Annotated in this window: 15 protein-coding genes and 5 tRNA genes; 13 read left to right on the forward strand and 7 right to left on the reverse strand. The window is 43.6% G+C overall.

The window, feature by feature from the left end:
* Window positions 1–112 precede the first annotated feature (112 nt).
* The 6 genes from proC to FM037_RS21215 all read left to right on the forward strand — a co-directional run bounded on the left by proC (window position 113) and on the right by FM037_RS21215 (window position 6,444).
* Entirely contained in the window at window positions 113–931 is an 819-nt protein-coding gene (gene proC, locus FM037_RS21190) for a pyrroline-5-carboxylate reductase (protein WP_144047642.1), read from the forward strand.
* Window positions 932–990: 59 nt separating this feature from the next.
* Window positions 991–1,539: a YggT family protein gene (locus FM037_RS21195; protein WP_144047643.1), complete on the forward strand. Its 549-nt coding sequence runs from the start codon at window positions 991–993 to the stop codon at window positions 1,537–1,539.
* 172 nt (window positions 1,540–1,711) lie between these two features.
* Window positions 1,712–2,146 (forward strand): DUF4426 domain-containing protein, encoded by a 435-nt coding sequence (locus tag FM037_RS21200; protein ID WP_144047644.1) that lies wholly within the window; start codon window positions 1,712–1,714, stop codon window positions 2,144–2,146.
* A gap of 148 nt (window positions 2,147–2,294) precedes the next feature.
* Window positions 2,295–2,897: an RdgB/HAM1 family non-canonical purine NTP pyrophosphatase gene (gene rdgB, locus FM037_RS21205; protein WP_144047645.1), complete on the forward strand. Its 603-nt coding sequence runs from the start codon at window positions 2,295–2,297 to the stop codon at window positions 2,895–2,897.
* 302 nt (window positions 2,898–3,199) lie between these two features.
* Window positions 3,200–4,336, forward strand: coding sequence for a radical SAM family heme chaperone HemW (hemW, locus tag FM037_RS21210; RefSeq protein ID WP_144047646.1), 1,137 nt, complete (start codon window positions 3,200–3,202; stop codon window positions 4,334–4,336).
* A 257-nt stretch (window positions 4,337–4,593) separates the two neighbouring features.
* Window positions 4,594–6,444, forward strand: coding sequence for a DUF885 domain-containing protein (locus FM037_RS21215; protein WP_144047647.1), 1,851 nt, complete (start codon window positions 4,594–4,596; stop codon window positions 6,442–6,444).
* Window positions 6,445–7,036: 592 nt separating this feature from the next.
* Here FM037_RS21215 and FM037_RS21220 read toward each other — a convergent pair.
* The 5 genes from FM037_RS21220 to trmB all read right to left on the reverse strand — a co-directional run bounded on the left by FM037_RS21220 (window position 7,037) and on the right by trmB (window position 11,521).
* A complete protein-coding gene (locus tag FM037_RS21220; RefSeq protein ID WP_144047648.1) occupies window positions 7,037–7,978 on the reverse strand; it encodes a LysR family transcriptional regulator in 942 nt (313 codons plus the stop codon).
* 404 nt (window positions 7,979–8,382) lie between these two features.
* Window positions 8,383–9,216: a YggN family protein gene (locus FM037_RS21225; RefSeq protein WP_144047649.1), complete on the reverse strand. Its 834-nt coding sequence runs from the start codon at window positions 9,214–9,216 to the stop codon at window positions 8,383–8,385.
* Between the two features lie 267 nt (window positions 9,217–9,483).
* Entirely contained in the window at window positions 9,484–10,398 is a 915-nt protein-coding gene (gene glsB / locus FM037_RS21230; protein ID WP_144047650.1) for a glutaminase B, read from the reverse strand.
* The gene (locus tag FM037_RS21235; RefSeq protein ID WP_144047651.1) at window positions 10,398–10,721 is read right to left on the reverse strand and encodes a YggL family protein; all 324 of its coding nucleotides are present in this window, start codon (window positions 10,719–10,721) and stop codon (window positions 10,398–10,400) included. The genes glsB and FM037_RS21235 overlap by 1 nt, the downstream gene beginning before the upstream one ends.
* A gap of 83 nt (window positions 10,722–10,804) precedes the next feature.
* The gene (gene trmB / locus FM037_RS21240; RefSeq protein WP_144047652.1) at window positions 10,805–11,521 is read right to left on the reverse strand and encodes a tRNA (guanosine(46)-N7)-methyltransferase TrmB; all 717 of its coding nucleotides are present in this window, start codon (window positions 11,519–11,521) and stop codon (window positions 10,805–10,807) included.
* 298 nt (window positions 11,522–11,819) lie between these two features.
* Here trmB and mutY point away from each other — a divergent pair, with 298 nt between their 5' ends.
* Together mutY and FM037_RS21250 are read left to right on the forward strand one after the other, a co-directional pair.
* Window positions 11,820–12,905, forward strand: coding sequence for an A/G-specific adenine glycosylase (gene mutY, locus FM037_RS21245; protein WP_144047653.1), 1,086 nt, complete (start codon window positions 11,820–11,822; stop codon window positions 12,903–12,905).
* Window positions 12,906–12,907: 2 nt separating this feature from the next.
* Window positions 12,908–13,186: an oxidative damage protection protein gene (locus FM037_RS21250; RefSeq protein ID WP_144047654.1), complete on the forward strand. Its 279-nt coding sequence runs from the start codon at window positions 12,908–12,910 to the stop codon at window positions 13,184–13,186.
* Window positions 13,187–13,239: 53 nt separating this feature from the next.
* Here FM037_RS21250 and FM037_RS21255 read toward each other — a convergent pair whose 3' ends face one another.
* Together FM037_RS21255 and FM037_RS21260 are read right to left on the reverse strand one after the other, a co-directional pair.
* On the reverse strand, window positions 13,240–13,830 hold the full coding sequence (locus FM037_RS21255; RefSeq protein WP_144047655.1) for a YceI family protein: 591 nt from the start codon (window positions 13,828–13,830) through the stop codon (window positions 13,240–13,242).
* Window positions 13,831–13,933: 103 nt separating this feature from the next.
* Window positions 13,934–14,482 carry a cytochrome b gene (locus FM037_RS21260; RefSeq protein ID WP_144047656.1) on the reverse strand — a complete coding sequence of 183 codons (549 nt, stop codon included), beginning with the start codon at window positions 14,480–14,482 and terminating at the stop codon, window positions 13,934–13,936.
* 457 nt (window positions 14,483–14,939) lie between these two features.
* Between FM037_RS21260 and FM037_RS21265 the strand changes: the two genes are divergently transcribed.
* The 5 genes from FM037_RS21265 (at window position 14,940) to FM037_RS28640 (ending at window position 16,021) form a co-directional block, all read left to right on the forward strand.
* Window positions 14,940–15,015, forward strand: a tRNA-Phe gene (locus FM037_RS21265).
* A 7-nt stretch (window positions 15,016–15,022) separates the two neighbouring features.
* Window positions 15,023–15,098 (forward strand) — tRNA-Thr (locus FM037_RS21270).
* Between the two features lie 451 nt (window positions 15,099–15,549).
* Window positions 15,550–15,625 (forward strand) — tRNA-Phe (locus tag FM037_RS21275).
* Window positions 15,626–15,661: 36 nt separating this feature from the next.
* Window positions 15,662–15,737: transfer RNA gene (locus FM037_RS21280), tRNA-Thr, on the forward strand.
* 184 nt (window positions 15,738–15,921) lie between these two features.
* Window positions 15,922–16,021: transfer RNA gene (locus FM037_RS28640), tRNA-OTHER, on the forward strand.
* Window positions 16,022–16,077: the final 56 nt, after the last annotated feature.

Raw genomic sequence — 16,077 nt, forward strand, 5'->3', positions numbered from 1 at the left:
ACCCTATCAAGCCCAAATATTAGTTTAAACGAACTTATGGCAATGTTTTTGTCACCTGAAATAACGGCCTCAACGAAAAAGGCTGAAGTATAGAGAACTATAGAGAAGTATCATGGCCGAAAAAAAATTGTGCTTTATAGGTGCGGGAAACATGACTCGCAGTATCACGACTGGGCTCGTCAACAACGGCTACCCGGCCTCCTTAATTCATGCAACCAACCCCAGTGCAGCTAAATTAACAGGGTTACAAAAAGCACTGAATATCGCCACATCGCATGATAATTTAGCCGCAGCGAAACAAGCTGATGTTATCGTGCTCAGTGTAAAACCCCATTTCATGCAAGGGGTTTGCGAGCAATTAAGCACTTTAGACCTAACAAATAAACTCATCATAACCATTGCAGCCGGCATTCCGGCCAAGCGTTATGGCGATTATTTTGGACAAGAGATAAAGCTTATTCGTACTATGCCTAATACACCGACTCAAATTGGTGTCGGCATGACGGGCTTATACGCAGGAGATGAGATCTCATCTGAACAGAAAGCGCTCTGTGAACAATTGATGTTGAGTGGCGGTGAAGTCGTTTGGGTTGATAGTGAGTCCGAACTCGACCAAGTCATCGCATTATCCGGCAGTTCACCCGCTTATTTCTTCCTCTTCATGGAAGCGATGATCGACAATGCGAAAGCTTCTGGAATGGATGAACACAAAGCAAGGCAACTCGTTCAACAGGCAGCATTGGGCGCGGCTCAAATGGTCAAACAAAACCCTGAGCTGACGACTGCACAACTTAGAGAAAATGTGACCTCAAAAGGAGGCACTACGGCGCAAGCTATCGCCGCTCTCGAAGCTGGTAATTTAAGGGGCATAGTCAAGCAAGCCATGGATGATTGCGTGGCTCGGGCACAAGAGATGGCCGAGCAATATTAGCCCAGCGTTAAACCGATATTTAACCAAGAATTTTGATTTACTATAAATAGAGAAAATACATGAATGCACTCAGTTTCTTAGTTAGCACAGTCTTCGATCTGTATCTGATGGTTGTGATTATTCGTATCTGGCTTCAACTCGCTAAAGCCGACTTCTACAACCCTTTTAGTCAGTTTATCGTAAAAGCCACACACCCTATCGTTGCCCCTATGCGTCGTGTTTTACCTTCCATGGGTGGTTTTGATACAGCCTCTGTAGTATTGGCTTTTATGGTCGTCGTCGCAAAATTTGTGGTATTGAGTCTCATCGCTGGCGCCGCGATTAATATACCAACAATCTTATTAATAGCTGTGGTTTCAGTATTTAAGCAAGCCGGAGTCTTGCTGTTCTGGATGTTGATTATCCGTGCAATCTTAAGCTGGGTGAGCCAAGGCCATAACCCTATCGAAATGGTTATGGGCCAACTAACCGAGCCACTTCTGTCACCAATTCGCCGTATCCTGCCGCAGATGGGTGGCTTAGACCTCTCTTTATTGGTGGTGATGATCATTCTAAATTTTGTCAATATGCTCCTAGCTCAATATGTGCCTTTTTGGGCTAACGTCTAGGTCATGCTGCTAGCGGTATCTATGCAGCAGGACTCCCTGCTGCTAAACCTTTATATTCACCCAGTTAATTTTGTAAGTTGATAAATCGAACGAAGCGAGTCATGGGCTAAACACCTATACTCAAATATATGATAACCATAACGAGTCAGTCCATTACCGCAGGAGCAGCGTCATGTTTAGAGCTATTTTATCTGTACTCATACTTACCCTTGCCTTCGTTGGCAACGTGTCAGCAGAGCAGAAACAAAAAGTTGGCAATTACGATATTCACTACGTGGCCCTAAGCAGCACATTTTTAACCCCCAGCATAGCTAAATCCTATGGTATCAAACGCAGTAGCTACATTGGCATCATCAATATTTCAGTGTTAGACACTAGCCAAGAAGGCAATCCACCTGTGCCTGTTGAGATCTCAGGTATTGCCAACAACCTACTCGATGCCCGCATAAACCTAAAATTTAGAGAGATCCGCGAAGGAAAAGCTATTTATTATGTCGCCGAAGTCCCTTACCGGGATGATCAAGAGATCAATTTTAAGGTCGCCATAAAATATAACAAGAAACTCAATACCCAATTGAAGTTTAAGCAAAAGTTTTATGTCGAGTAACTTTTGAGGTTTATCATTAAGCACAGGAACTAAAAGCAGCGGCTTTTAGTTCCTTACTCCCTCCTTAAATTGCTTCAATATCTGCTATCGTTTCCCCTCCTCCTTAGCTATCATGGCGCCAATTACCCAAACCCCATCAAGGTCTCTAATGGATAAGTTCGTTCTCGCCAGTGGCAACAAAGGCAAGCTCAAAGAGTTTTCTGAAATTTTCTCAGCATATGATGTAGAGGTACTTCCTCAGAGCCAATTCAATGTAGAAGAGGTCCCTGAAACCGGAACAACGTTCGTTGAAAACGCCATCATTAAAGCGCGTCATGCAGCCGAAATCACCGGACTAGCGGCAATTGCCGATGACTCGGGTTTAGAAGTTGATCTTCTCGATGACGCACCTGGAATCTACTCGGCTAGATACGGCGGAGAGAATGCTGGCGAGAAAGATAATTACATTAAGCTCTTAGACGCACTAAAAACTAATTTAGAAGGCAGGACCGCCCGCTTTCAATGCATCTTGGTTTATATGCGCCACGCAAAAGATCCGACCCCCATTATTGCTCAGGCATCATGGGAAGGAAAAATAGCCTTCGAAGCGGCCGGAGATAACGGTCATGGTTACGATCCTATCTTTATTCCTAATGAGCATAACTGCTCCGCGGCAGAGCTAGATAGCGAAGAGAAGAATCGCGTCAGTCACAGAGGAAAGGCGATGAAGCTATTGATCGATGCCATGAAGCGTAAAGGTATGATTATTTAATGCTAACTCTGCCACCTTTGAGTCTATATATTCATATACTTAGGTTTGATCTAAGCAGAAGTGCCTCAGGTATTACTTCTGCATCTAGTAAGGCTATCCGATGTTAACTCTGCCACCATTAAGCCTGTACATTCGTCTTCCTTGGCTTGTTCTAGACAGAAGTGCCTCAGGTATGACTTCTGCTTATAGTGAGACAACCCTATGTTAACTCTGCCACCATTAAGCCTGTACATTCGTCTTCCTTGGCTTGTTCTAGACAGAAGTGCCTCAGGTATGACTTCTGCTTATAGTGAGACAACCCTATGCTAACTCTGCCGCCATTAAGCCTGTACATTCATATTCCTTGGTGTGTACAGAAGTGCCCCTATTGTGATTTCAACTCCCATGGTCAGAATGGTGAGCTGCCACAGCAGGAATATGTCGACGCCTTACTTGCCGATCTTAAAAACGATCTTCACTATGTGCAGGGACGCGAGATACACACGATATTTATCGGTGGTGGCACGCCTTCACTGTTCGACGCGGCTCAAATCGAGAGGCTACTCACGGGTGTCAATGAGATGATCCCTTTCAGTGAGCAGATAGAAATAACCATGGAGGCCAACCCTGGTACGTTAGAGCATGACGACTTCGAAGCATATTCTAAAGCCGGTGTTACCCGACTATCTATCGGCGTTCAGAGCTTCTCAACAGACAAGCTGAATCTATTAGGCCGTATACATGGTAAAGATGAGGCTGAAGTCGCGGCGCAGAAGGCCCAGAGCTCAGGTTATCGCAGTTTCAATTTGGATCTGATGCATGGGCTGCCAAATCAAAGTTTCGAAGAAGCTATGGCTGATATCGACACGGCAGCTAAATTGTCTCCGCCTCATCTGTCCTGGTATCAGCTGACCATAGAGCAAAACACCTTGTTTCACTCTAAGCCCCCGCAATTGCCTGATGATGAAGCCCTGTGGCACATCTATGAGCAAGGGCAGAAAAAGTTAGCAGATCTGGGTTACGAGCAGTATGAAATTTCGGCATACGCGAAACCCGGATTTCAGTGCCAACATAATATCAACTATTGGCAGTTTGGCGATTACTTAGGCATTGGCTGTGGTGCTCACGGCAAGGTGACCCTTCTGGAACAGAACCAGATATTACGTACAGTAAAGATAAAACACCCTAAGGGCTATCTAGCGGCCGATGAGTACACCTTCGACACAGTAGAAGTGACAGAAGATGAACGTCCACTGGAATACCTGATGAACCGATTCCGCCTTATGTCCGCAATACCTAAGGCCGAGTTTGAACAAAGAACTGGCTTATCTCATCGGGTGATCGCTCAAGGAATAGAAAAAGCTAAAAGCAAAACTTTATTGATTGAAAACGAGACTCACTGGGAATTAACCGCCAAAGGTAAGATGTTCGTTAACGAACTCTTATCCCAGTTCTGTTAAACAGTTCGAAGGTAACAAACTTCTTGTATCAGGCTTGAGCTAGCAGAGCCTGATACGGCAGCCTTATTTACTCAGGCTTGGTTTGCTGAGAATGCTGCCTAGATCGCTGTAATTTAAAAAACATTCTACTTTTAAGGGCTAACTCTTTGAATTAGCCCTAATTGACACATTTACTAACACTTAGATCAAAACATTAACGATTAGCTTTATTAGGATTAGCGTTACTTTTTAAGAATCCATAAAAATAAGACTAATTCATGCCTATAAAAACTAAAACTAGCTTACTAGCCTTAACATTAGCCAGCCTGATTGGCAGCAGCGCAATAGCAGCCACAACTCAAGTTCCATTACTTAGCCCTAGCGAGCCAGTAGCCTATAAGGCCGAGAGCGAGTCAGAAAAAGCCAATGCACTTTTTGAAGCCATATTCATGGAAAATGTAATGGCCAGCCCTATCTCCCAGACACATTTAGGCATTAAAACCGATTATGGTAAGTGGGACGATCGCGGTGAAGAAGCCGATGCCCAAGACTTAGCCCGGTCACAGAAACACCTTAAGCAACTGAGTAAATTAGATCAGAGTAAACTCGATAGCCAAACCAATCTCAGCTACACACTGCTAAAGCAAAAACTCGAACAAGAGGTTAACGATTACCAATGGCGCTATCATAATTATCCTGTGAATCAGATGTATGGTGGCCACTCTATGGTCGCGTCCTTCTTAATCAACCAGCATCAGATCACAGAGATTTCCGACGCAGAGGCTTATATCAGTCGCCTCAATGGCGTGCCTAAATACCTGCAGCAGCTTGAAGACTCTTTAGAAGTTCGAGCGCAAAAAGGCATCATAGCGCCTAAGTTTGTCTTCCCACACGTACTGTCAGACAGTAAAAATATTATCACAGGCCAGCCTTTCGATTCGAGTGAAGATAGTGATAGTGCCCTGTGGGCCGACTTCCAGCGTAAGCTAGCCAGCTTAGACATAGATGAGAATGACAAGAACCAGCTGCTAAGCGATGCTAAGCAAGCATTACTAACGAAAGTTAAGCCAGCGTATGTTCACTTGATCAGTTATATCACTGAACTCGAGACTAAAGCCGATACACGAGACGGTGCGTGGAAGTTCCCTCAAGGCGAAGCCTATTACAACAATGCACTGGCTCGCACTACTACGACTGACATAACAGCAAACCAAATCCATGAACTTGGCATTGCCGAAGTTGCCCGTATCCATGGCGAGATGCGTGACATCATGAAGCAGGTCGGCTTTGAAGGTGACCTGCAAGCCTTCTTTAAATTTATGCGCGAAGACAAGCAGTTCTATTACCCCCCTACAGATGAAGGACGTGAAGCTTACTTAAATGATGCGATTGTACTCATAGACACCATGTCTTCACGACTCGATGAGGTGTTTAACGTCAAACCTAAAGCACCTATGATAGTAAAACGTGTTGAGGCATTCAGAGAAAAATCTGCCGGTAAGGCTTTCTATAACCAGCCTTCACCGGATGGAACCAGACCAGGTACCTATTACGCTAACTTATACGATATGAAGGCCATGCCTAAGTATCAGATGGAAGCCCTCGCTTATCATGAAGGCACCCCGGGTCACCATATGCAGATAGCCATAGCGCAAGAACTTGAAGGGGTCCCTAAGTTCCGTAAGTTTGGTGGCTACACGGCCTATATCGAAGGTTGGGGCCTGTATAGTGAGTACTTCCCGAAAGAGATGGGACTCTATTCAGACCCTTACTCTGATTTTGGTAGACTCGCCATGGAACTATGGCGCTCATGTCGCCTAGTGGTAGACACAGGCATACACGCTAAGAAGTGGACCCGTGAACAGTCTATTGCTTACTATGTCGATAATACCCCCAATGCTAAATCAGACGCAGTTAAGATGGTTGAACGCCATATCGTTATGCCTTCACAAGCCACGGCTTACAAAGTGGGCATGCTGAAAATTCTCGCCTTGAGAGAGAAAGCGAAAAAATCCTTGGGTGATAAATTTGATATACGTGAATTCCACACCTTAGTGCTGCAAAATGGGCCCTTGCCATTAGATATACTCGAAGATCAGATTGATCTTTGGGTGTCTCAGAAAAGCTAATATTATATGAGTGGGCTATTTCAACCTAGTCCACTTTTTCACACACAATAAAAAAGCCACATTGATTAAATGTGGCTTTTTTATTGTGTCGACTCTGTACTGCTTGGCCTAACTTATAGTTAGTCAGTAGCAAGCTTGTAGGGTACAAAGAGACGAATCTCTTTCTAGTTGAAAAGTACCCCAGCAACTAGGCTGGGGTAAACCAAAACTAGGATGATGGTTTTAAGGCTAGCATTGTTTTAGTTGTTAAAGCTCTGCCAGCATCGATTCGGAACTGCAGTAACGCTAATCTGTATAAGTTTAGTAAGAGGGGTCATTCTTAATAAACTTATAAGATTCAGATTATCCCGTATCAAGTGTCACCAATTGTATTGATTTGAGAACAAACCGCAAGAAGAATACGACACGTTCATTAGAGGAGGGTAAATTAACCGGGAGAAATGTCCGACCAGGTAATAAGCCAAGCTTTTGATATATAACAAAAAAGCCAACCACTCACAGAGTAGTTGGCTGATAGTTTTAAATTAAGAACAATGTTTCCTGAATACCCAGTAAACTTATTCAGATTTTGAATAAGTTATGACATCAAAAATCACTTTCTTTTCGCGTACAACTCAGTGTAAGGGGCATCCCAATATGGCGGAGAACCAATATGTCCCTTAATGAAATCGATAAAAGCGCTGACCTTAGGCGCCAAATGCTTTCTTCTTGGGTATACGGCTTGAAGGGGAAGATGATGAGTAAGCTGCCAGTCTTGAAGCAGAGGCACTAAGGTCCCCTTCTCAACTTCATCCTCAAGCAGGTAACTGGCGAGATAAACAATTCCAAGCCCACTGACGGCGGCAGATTTTAAAGCGGGTGCATTGTCTACTCTGAAGTTACCCGAGACACCTATCTCACAGTAATCTTCACCCTGCTTAAACTGCCAAACACTATGCTCGTGCCACTCGCCATGATAAACCAAACAGTTATGATCGACTAACTGCTCTGGGCGATCGAGTTGACCATGTTTTTCTATATATGATGGAGAGGCGGCAAGCAAAAACTGACACTTCATTAGAGGTCTGGCAACCATACCTAAGGGCAGTTGCTCTGACATAGTCAAAAGGAGATCTAATCCTTCGCTGACGACATCAACTTTATGATCTAACAAGCTAATTTGTAACTCTAACTCGGGATGAGTATTCATAAACTCGGGCAAGGCGGGAATAATATGCATGGTACCGAATGACTGGGATATCCCAACCTTTAACACACCTCGGGTAGCATCATTTAGATTATGAACACTAGCAATGGCTTGATCAGCATCCCTAAGTAACTCTTCACCTTGTGTGTACAGGAGTTGTCCAGCTTCAGTTAAACTCAGGCTACGAGTTGTGCGTTGAATTAACTGAACTCCCAATTTATGTTCAAGATCGGCTACTTGAGTACTCACTTTGGATTTAGAAATCCCCAACTTTCTTGCCGCGGCACTAAAGCTGCCAGCTCTGGCAACATGAGTAAAAATTGCGATAGGTTCCAATAGTTCTAACATGTAAATCGCCTTAGGGTGTTTACGACACTAATAATACTTACACTAAAGATGAGTAAACTGAATTTACAGAAACAAAAAAGAAACCATTAAAACAGTGACTTACTAAGAGGAAGTACACGGGAGTAGAGTCAAATATATGAACCACTCAATAATTGAGGGTCCGTTTGTTATTATTTTTTATAAGTATACCAAAGATTTGCGCTTTAATTCTAATGCCTAATCGATAATGTTTATTCTGCAAGGCTAAACTCGATTGAAATGCTAGCAAGTAACGATTAATAAGAAGAGGCGACACATAGAAAAAACCCCTGTATTCAAGTCAAATACAGGGGGGTTGCGAATATGGGAGGGTGCAACAGGGTCCAAGGTTTCAAGCTATGACTTCATAGCTCAGAATAAACTGCCTATTCGAGTAATTCCACTTTAGGCGCATCGATGAGTGGGTATTTTTCCAACTCAGGAACTGCGATTCTTAATTTTTGCTCAAGGGCTATCAAGTTTTGGAAGTTATCACACATCTTATCCGCTCTCACCTCAAGATCTTGTGCTTGAGCTTCCATCTGCAGCTCTATGTCTTGGCCAACATTTTCCATTTTTTGGCCAAAAGCTTCCATTTTCTGTTCAAATGAATCGCCGTCACCGGAAAGCATCTCGCTGCCTAAATTGATCATCATGGTGCCGATGGAGTTTTTGACTAATTGCTCAACTTCTTGCTCAAACTCTTCACCAAAAGTCTCTTCTAAAGAAGATTGAGTCGACCCCAGGTAGAACTTATCGCCATTTTGATAGGCAACCTTCTCGATTCTCTGCTCTAGTCCATCCATCATCTCATCGAGTTTAGCACCCGCGGCATCACCCAGTAGTGGGGTTAATGCCATACTCGCCGCAGTCGATGCGATACCCACCGCGTCATGAACCAGGGCTATAACTTCCGGAACCTGAGTCGACACTTGGTCTGAATACTGGGTCAAGAGTTGCTGCTGTCTGGCATTCAATGTCACCTGCTTGCCTTCAACATATAGCTTACCCATCTCGATGCGATACACTTCTTTGCCTTCATCACTTATCGCCAGTAGCTTAGGTTCTACTGTGATGTCATAGTTGAGTGTAACCTCGCACTGATGATTATCACTCGAGTATGAAGCCGATGAATGATCTTCGTGAGCAGATGCAGAGGTAATCGTTCCACTAGCAAATAAGACCGCGCTGATCCCAATAGAAGTCGCTAATTTTCTCATCAAATTTATCCTTAATTTAAATGTTCTTTCGACAATCGCTGAATACTCTTTGCTATTTATTTTCTAACATCGGCGATGACTCTCATACCAAACAATAAAGCACAAGCCGTGCCAAAACACCTAATTGATTGATAAATATTGAATTAATGTTTAAGTAAGGAAATGTATTAGCAGAAGTTTAGTGAATCAAACCAGTAGTTGGTCAATTCACTAAATTAAATTTATAGTAAATGGATTTAGGACAAGATGAGAAATTGAAAACTAGCCTTAGAAAATAGAACGCCCCAGCCTTTGACACAAATCTTCGAGCGCGGCGGTACCTGCCAGAGAGTTACCATTGCGATCTAATTCGGGAGACCAAACACACACGGCCATATCACCAGGGATAACGGCAATGATCCCGCCACCAACTCCACTCTTACCCGGCATACCCACTCGATAGGCAAATTCACCGGCACCATCGTATAGGCCTGAAGTGGCTAATAATGCATTCATCTGCCGGGTCTGTACCGGAGAAAGCAATTGAGAACCATCTAAACATGTGCCCTTGTTGGCCAGATACAAGATGGCTTTTGACAGGTCGGCACAGTTCATTCGTATGGAACAATAGTGAAAATAGCTTTGAAGCACCGTATCCACATCGTTGTTAAAGTTACCAAAGGACTTCATCAAGTAAGCAATAGCCGCATTTCTGGCGCTGTGTTCAAACTCTGAAGCAGCCACAATTTTATCTGAAACAAGCGATGGATTAGCACTCAGGCCACGAATGAGTTCAAGCATCCTGTGCTTAGGTGCCCCTAATCGCGCTTGTAACAGGTCCGCAATGACAAGAGCGCCTGCATTGATAAATGGATTTCTGGGGAGACCATGCTCTAATTCAACCTGAACCAGGGAGTTAAATGACTGCCCCGAAGGTTCTTTACCGACGCGAGACCAGATCTCATGCTCTTCATAGAGAGTTAACGCCAATGTCAGGCTAAATACTTTGGAGATACTTTGAATAGAAAAAGGTTCCAGATAATCTCCGGCACCTATCGTTGTACCATCGACACTGGTAACAGCGATGCCAATTTTATTAGGATCAACTCCTGCCAAAGCAGGAATATAGTCAGCCACTTTACCTTGGCCTAACAGGGGCCGAACTTTATCGACCACCTGCTCGAGTAGTGCAAGTTCGGGCACTAACTCCACCAAATATCGTACAGCTCGCTAACGACAACGTCTGATGCCGTTTGTCCCTTCCAGAACTCAGTGACGGCAGTACGATCTTCTTCGCTGCACTTACCAATGGATTGAGTGGCTATGATACCTTCCCACTGCTTATGACCACCGCCGTGGAAGCCTAGTTGACGGGGCTCTATCACCTGTTCGATAAACTGGTCCACGATAGTATCAATTTGTTCTTCAGATACAGACTCATCGAAAGTCCAGTTAACATCGAAACCAAACTCTTGAAATTCATCTACACGTAATTTTTTTCGTAAACGACGACTGCGTGTTGCCATGGTAATTCTCACCTTATTTAAATAACCTAAAAAAATAATTTTATTTGCAAGTATTGATTCGATTCAATTAATACTCATCAAATTTAATCAATACGCTCGAACATGATATCCCAGACACCATGGCCTAACCTGTGACCTCTGGCTTCAAACTTAGTCAGAGGACGATGCTCTGGACGCTGAACCACGTCACCTGTAGTCGATTGGTTTTGATAACCTTCAGCTGCGCCCATAACCTCGAGCATATGCTCGCTATAGTTTTCCCAATCAGTTGCCAGATGAAAAACGCCACCAATTTTTAACGTGCGACGGATCAGCTGCGCAAACTCAGTTTGTACGATACGACGTTTATGATGACGCTTCTTATGCCAAGGATCGGGGAAGAAAAGCTGCACTCGTGCCAGAGAGCCGGCAACAATACTGTTTTCTAATACTTCGACAGCGTCATGATGGAATACGCGTAGATTAGTCACACCTGCTTGTGCTGCATCGGATAAACAAGCGCCCACTCCGGGTTTATGAACTTCTATGCCGATGAAATTGAGCTCCGGTGAGGCTTTAGCCATCTCAACAAGAGAGGCGCCCATGCCAAAACCTATCTCGAGTACGGTATCAGCCTCTCGGCCAAATATCTGAACCAGATCCAGAGGCTCTGGCGAGTAATCTAGCCCCATTAATGGCCATTGCTGTTCCATCGCGGCAGCCTGACCTTTAGTCAATCGGCCTTCTCTTAATACAAAGCTTCTTACTTTGCGAAGGTACTTACCTTCTTCATTAAATTCCGCGGTTGTCACGTCGCTCATTTTCGCCCTCTGTCTGGCAGGATTAATAAGAAAAGAAAGGCATTATCCAAAGATTGTAAGTCAGTGCAAGCCTTAGTTACTCTTAATCGGATTAACAATAATTCGGCAAAGTATACCAAGATTCTCAAATGCTGTGAATTTACTCCATTTGAGCTTAGCTAAATGAGTGGCCAAATCACCAATACTCGGCAAACTCGACTTGTTAAAAGACGCCTTGCTAGATAGACTGCCTGCATAAAAATCATGTTTCAAACTTCTCTTTTCTTATTTTGATCTCTAATAAAAAGCAATGACCACTATGTCTTCTGTCGCCATCAGCAATGCCAGTCACGCCTCTTTTTCTTCCCGTATCATTACTTGGTATGAAAAATGTGGTCGTAAACACCTTCCATGGCAACAAGACAAGACGCCCTACAAGGTCTGGGTGTCGGAAATCATGCTACAGCAGACCCAAGTCAGTACTGTAATCCCCTACTATCTTAAGTTTATGGAACGCTTTCCCACCATAGACTCACTGGCCGATGCGCCTCAAGATGAAGTGCTGCACTACTGGACAGGCCTCGGCTACTATGCGCGAGCACGTAACTTACATAAGTCGGCTCAACTCATTCGTGATGAGCATGGTTCACAATTTCCCAGAGATTTTGAAGATGTCCTGTCGCTGCCTGGCATAGGTCGCTCTACTGCAGGCGCCGTGTTATCCCTAGCTCTTGCACAGCACCATGCCATCTTAGATGGTAACGTGAAAAGAGTCTTAGCACGTCATGGAGCCATCGATGGCTGGCCCGGAAAGAAACAAGTCGAAAACAAACTTTGGGATCTGACTGAAAAACTGACCCCGGATTTAGATGTTCAAAAATATAATCAAGCTATGATGGATATTGGCGCATCAATCTGTTCTCGCTCAAGGCCTGTTTGTAGTGACTGCCCTGTGGCTATCGATTGCCTGGCTCAGCTCACTGGTCGACAATCAGACTATCCGGGGAAGAAACCTAAAAAGGTGATACCGGAAAAAAATGCCTACATGTTGGTGCTAGCTAAGGGCGATGAAGTCATCTTAGAAAAAAGGCCACCAGCTGGGATATGGGGAGGACTATGGTGCTTCCCACAGTTTTCTACACGAGAAGAACTTGATGACTACTTGATAACAAAAGGCTTAACTGTTTCCGAAGAGGAAGTATTACCCGGATTTAGACATACTTTCAGTCATTTCCATCTAGATATCAGCCCTATACTGGTCTCAGCCGAAGGCTTTAGCGATAACCAGATCATGGAAGATAAGCCTTCACTCTGGTATAACTTACCCCATCCCCCAAAAGTTGGTTTAGCTGCGGCGACTGAACGTATTCTCGCCAGCTTAAATTCTGTATTAATTAAGGAGTAATCATGGCTCGCACCGTTAACTGCGTCTATCTGAAAAAAGAATCGGAAGGCCTTGGATTTCAGCTATACCCAGGTGAGCTTGGTAAGCGTATTTTCGATAATGTCAGCAAAGAAGCATGGACACTGTGGCAATCAAAGCAGACCATGCTGATCAATGAAAAGAAATTGAACATGATGAATGTTGACGACCGTAAGTTTCTTGAAGAGCAGATGATCAACTTCTTGTTTGAAGGTAAAGCCGTAGAGATTGAAGGTTACGTACCTGAAAAAGACGACGAATAAACACCGAAAAAGCGCCGTAAGGCGCTTTTTGTTTACCGATGTTCAAAGAGCGATTACAGCCTGATACCTTCTACGACAATAGCGAGCTGAACATGGGATGATGCTGGACCCAAGTCCATCTTTATATTGTAATCTTTCAAAGCAAACTCAGTGGTACCAGTAAAACCGGCACGATAGCCGCCCCAAGGATCTTGCCCTTCACCGATGGCTTTTGCTTGTATCGTAATAGGCTTAGTCACACCGTTGAGAGTAAAATCACCGTTAAGCAAGAAATTCCCCTCGCCCTTATCAACAATTGAGCTCGACTTAAAGCTTGCCTCCGGGAACTTGGCGGTATTTAAGAAATCAGGGCTACGCAAGTGCTTGTCTCGCTCGGCATGATTAGAATCTAGACTGGCAGTCTTAATCGTCACATTCACATGACCATCAGCTAATTTTTTGCCATCAAAACTGAAATCGCCCTCAAAGTCATTGAAACGCCCCACCACGAAGCTATAACCAAGGTGACTCACCTTAAAGTCTATTGAAGCATGTGCCCCCTTAGTGTCGATGACGTAATCGGTGGCCGATACAGCACCACTCAAGAGTAAAGAACCTGCCAATGCCGTGGTTAAAATCGCTCTTGATAATATTGTCTTTTTCATAAATCTATCTTCCTTTTATCTGTTTCTGATTTTCTATTTCTAATCTTTTGTTTATTAAGATTGTGTTTGTAATTTTCTATTTAAATAATCTGTTTATCAGCTTCTATTTTAAAACCGTGATCATTCTTACCAGTGTTGAATCTTTATCAAAAAAGTGGTGTTTAAATGCACCTAACATATGTATGACAACAAGTCCGATCAAACTGTATGCGGCAAACTGATGAACTAAACCGGCAATATCGGCCTGGCTATCGAACAACTCACCGACTCCTGGAACTTCAAACAGATTGAAAACGGCGATCCCTCGTCCGTCAGCTGTAGAGATCAGATATCCACTACACATGATTAAAAGCAATAACAAATAGATAGCTCCATGGGCCAGATGCCCGGCTTTAACTTCCCAACTTTTATGTTCCGTTAATGGTGCTGGCTTAGGATTAGCAAACTTCCAGGCAATTCTTACCATAGTTAATACAAACAAGACTATGCCGACACTTTTATGTAGATCGGGCGCTGTCTTATACCAGCTACTGTAATAGGTTAATTCAACCATCCATACCCCGGCAGCAAACAGGCCTATAACAGCCATTGCCGATATCCAATGAACCAATATCGCTATGACCCCATAGGATTTTTCTGTATTACGAAACATGACAGACCTTATAATTAACTGCTGATTAACTTATGACTCACATAATACGTTCTATTTTTAAAACTAAAACCTCTAAAAATCGACTCTACACTCCTACTTTTTAGAAGCTTGTATCTATTTTGTTCTTTATTAAGTCATTTAAACCTTATAGAGGCCAATCAATAATGGTAATCATTTGTAAATGAATCTTATTTTAGGGGGTAAGGGAGTGTTCTGCAGGGCTTTAGGGAAATTTTAGAGCGTGAAATAGAATAGAAGTAGGAACTGCAGTGTGGAGAAATACCGGCCTAGTTTGCACACTAACTAACCGAACGGTAGGTTTATGACAAAATAGCACTTGCAGGTAGAAAGGCTGCGCTATAAGATACGCCCACTTCAAGCGAACTAGGTATAACAGCCTTATTTAGACTCATGTTTAAAAGCCATTTGAAGTAGATGACTAACACTTAGTTTAGTTGCCCGAATAGCTCAGTCGGTAGAGCAGAGGATTGAAAATCCTCGTGTCCCTGGTTCGATTCCGGGTTCGGGCACCAACATTTAGCCGGCATAGCTCAGTTGGTAGAGCAACTGACTTGTAATCAGTAGGTCCCGAGTTCGACTCTTGGTGCCGGCACCATATAATAAAAAAGCCTCGACATTGTTCGGGGCTTTTTTATGTCTAAAATATATTAGTTAATGAACAAGCCAGCATAGCTCAGTTGGTAACGCAACTAACTGACTCATTCTAAGAGCTGCAGTCCCTTCCGTTAGCATCCGTTAGCTTTAGTTAACAAAGAGTCCCCTTCGCTACATTTCGCTACATTTCGCTACATTCGGTAACTAAGGCTTGAATGATCTTTTTAGCGCTCTCAGGAGAAGAACATCGCTTTATTCAGGCTAGGTCGCAGGCCTCACAAGATTGACTGTATAGTTTTTGACAGCTTAAGCTCGTTTGACAAGAAACTGCTTGCACAGCTAATAACATCGCTATATTATACGCGCACTCCAAACGAGACAGGACTAAAACTCCTCATTAAAGCCTTGGTTTAAAACTCATTTGAAGTAGATGACTAACACTTAGTTTAGTTGCCCGAATAGCTCAGTCGGTAGAGCAGAGGATTGAAAATCCTCGTGTCCCTGGTTCGATTCCGGGTTCGGGCACCATCATTATATTAATAGTCCATGACTGTTAAAGCATAAGCCGGCATAGCTCAGTTGGTAGAGCAACTGACTTGTAATCAGTAGGTCCCGAGTTCGACTCTTGGTGCCGGCACCATACAATAAAAAAGCCTCGACATTGTTCGGGGCTTTTTTATGTCTAAATTTTATGACTCTGTCGGATGAATCAGTAGGTTACTTCCACCGGAGCTTCGACTCTTGGTGCCGGCACCATATAATAAGAAAGCCTCGACATTGTTCGGGGCTTTTTTGTGTCTGAAATTCCCCTGGTAAAAGCTCAAGCCGGCATAGCTTAGTTGGTAGAGCAACTGACTTACTCTTTACACGAGCAGCAGTAGGTCCCTCTATCTTACAAAAAGCCGACTCTTGGTGCCGGCACCATATACGACGAATCCACTCTTTGAGTGGCTTTTTTATGCCTAGAAATTATCTTCTCG

Source organism: Shewanella psychropiezotolerans, assembly GCF_007197555.1.
In the GTDB taxonomy this organism is placed as follows: domain Bacteria; phylum Pseudomonadota; class Gammaproteobacteria; order Enterobacterales; family Shewanellaceae; genus Shewanella; species Shewanella psychropiezotolerans.

What these genes read in the sequence shown, in the direction of transcription:
- proC (WP_144047642.1), top strand. Translation starts at nt 113, where the DNA reads ATGGCCGAAAAAAAATTGTGCTTTATAGGTGCGGGAAACATGACTCGC.
- FM037_RS21195 (WP_144047643.1), top strand. Translation starts at nt 991, where the DNA reads ATGAATGCACTCAGTTTCTTAGTTAGCACAGTCTTCGATCTGTATCTG.
- FM037_RS21200 (WP_144047644.1), top strand. Translation starts at nt 1,712, where the DNA reads ATGTTTAGAGCTATTTTATCTGTACTCATACTTACCCTTGCCTTCGTT.
- rdgB (WP_144047645.1), top strand. Translation starts at nt 2,295, where the DNA reads ATGGATAAGTTCGTTCTCGCCAGTGGCAACAAAGGCAAGCTCAAAGAG.
- hemW (WP_144047646.1), top strand. Translation starts at nt 3,200, where the DNA reads ATGCTAACTCTGCCGCCATTAAGCCTGTACATTCATATTCCTTGGTGT.
- FM037_RS21215 (WP_144047647.1), top strand. Translation starts at nt 4,594, where the DNA reads ATGCCTATAAAAACTAAAACTAGCTTACTAGCCTTAACATTAGCCAGC.
- FM037_RS21220 (WP_144047648.1), bottom strand. Translation starts at nt 7,978, where the DNA reads ATGTTAGAACTATTGGAACCTATCGCAATTTTTACTCATGTTGCCAGA.
- FM037_RS21225 (WP_144047649.1), bottom strand. Translation starts at nt 9,216, where the DNA reads ATGAGAAAATTAGCGACTTCTATTGGGATCAGCGCGGTCTTATTTGCT.
- FM037_RS21235 (WP_144047651.1), bottom strand. Translation starts at nt 10,721, where the DNA reads ATGGCAACACGCAGTCGTCGTTTACGAAAAAAATTACGTGTAGATGAA.
- trmB (WP_144047652.1), bottom strand. Translation starts at nt 11,521, where the DNA reads ATGAGCGACGTGACAACCGCGGAATTTAATGAAGAAGGTAAGTACCTT.
- mutY (WP_144047653.1), top strand. Translation starts at nt 11,820, where the DNA reads ATGTCTTCTGTCGCCATCAGCAATGCCAGTCACGCCTCTTTTTCTTCC.
- FM037_RS21250 (WP_144047654.1), top strand. Translation starts at nt 12,908, where the DNA reads ATGGCTCGCACCGTTAACTGCGTCTATCTGAAAAAAGAATCGGAAGGC.
- FM037_RS21255 (WP_144047655.1), bottom strand. Translation starts at nt 13,830, where the DNA reads ATGAAAAAGACAATATTATCAAGAGCGATTTTAACCACGGCATTGGCA.
- FM037_RS21260 (WP_144047656.1), bottom strand. Translation starts at nt 14,482, where the DNA reads ATGTTTCGTAATACAGAAAAATCCTATGGGGTCATAGCGATATTGGTT.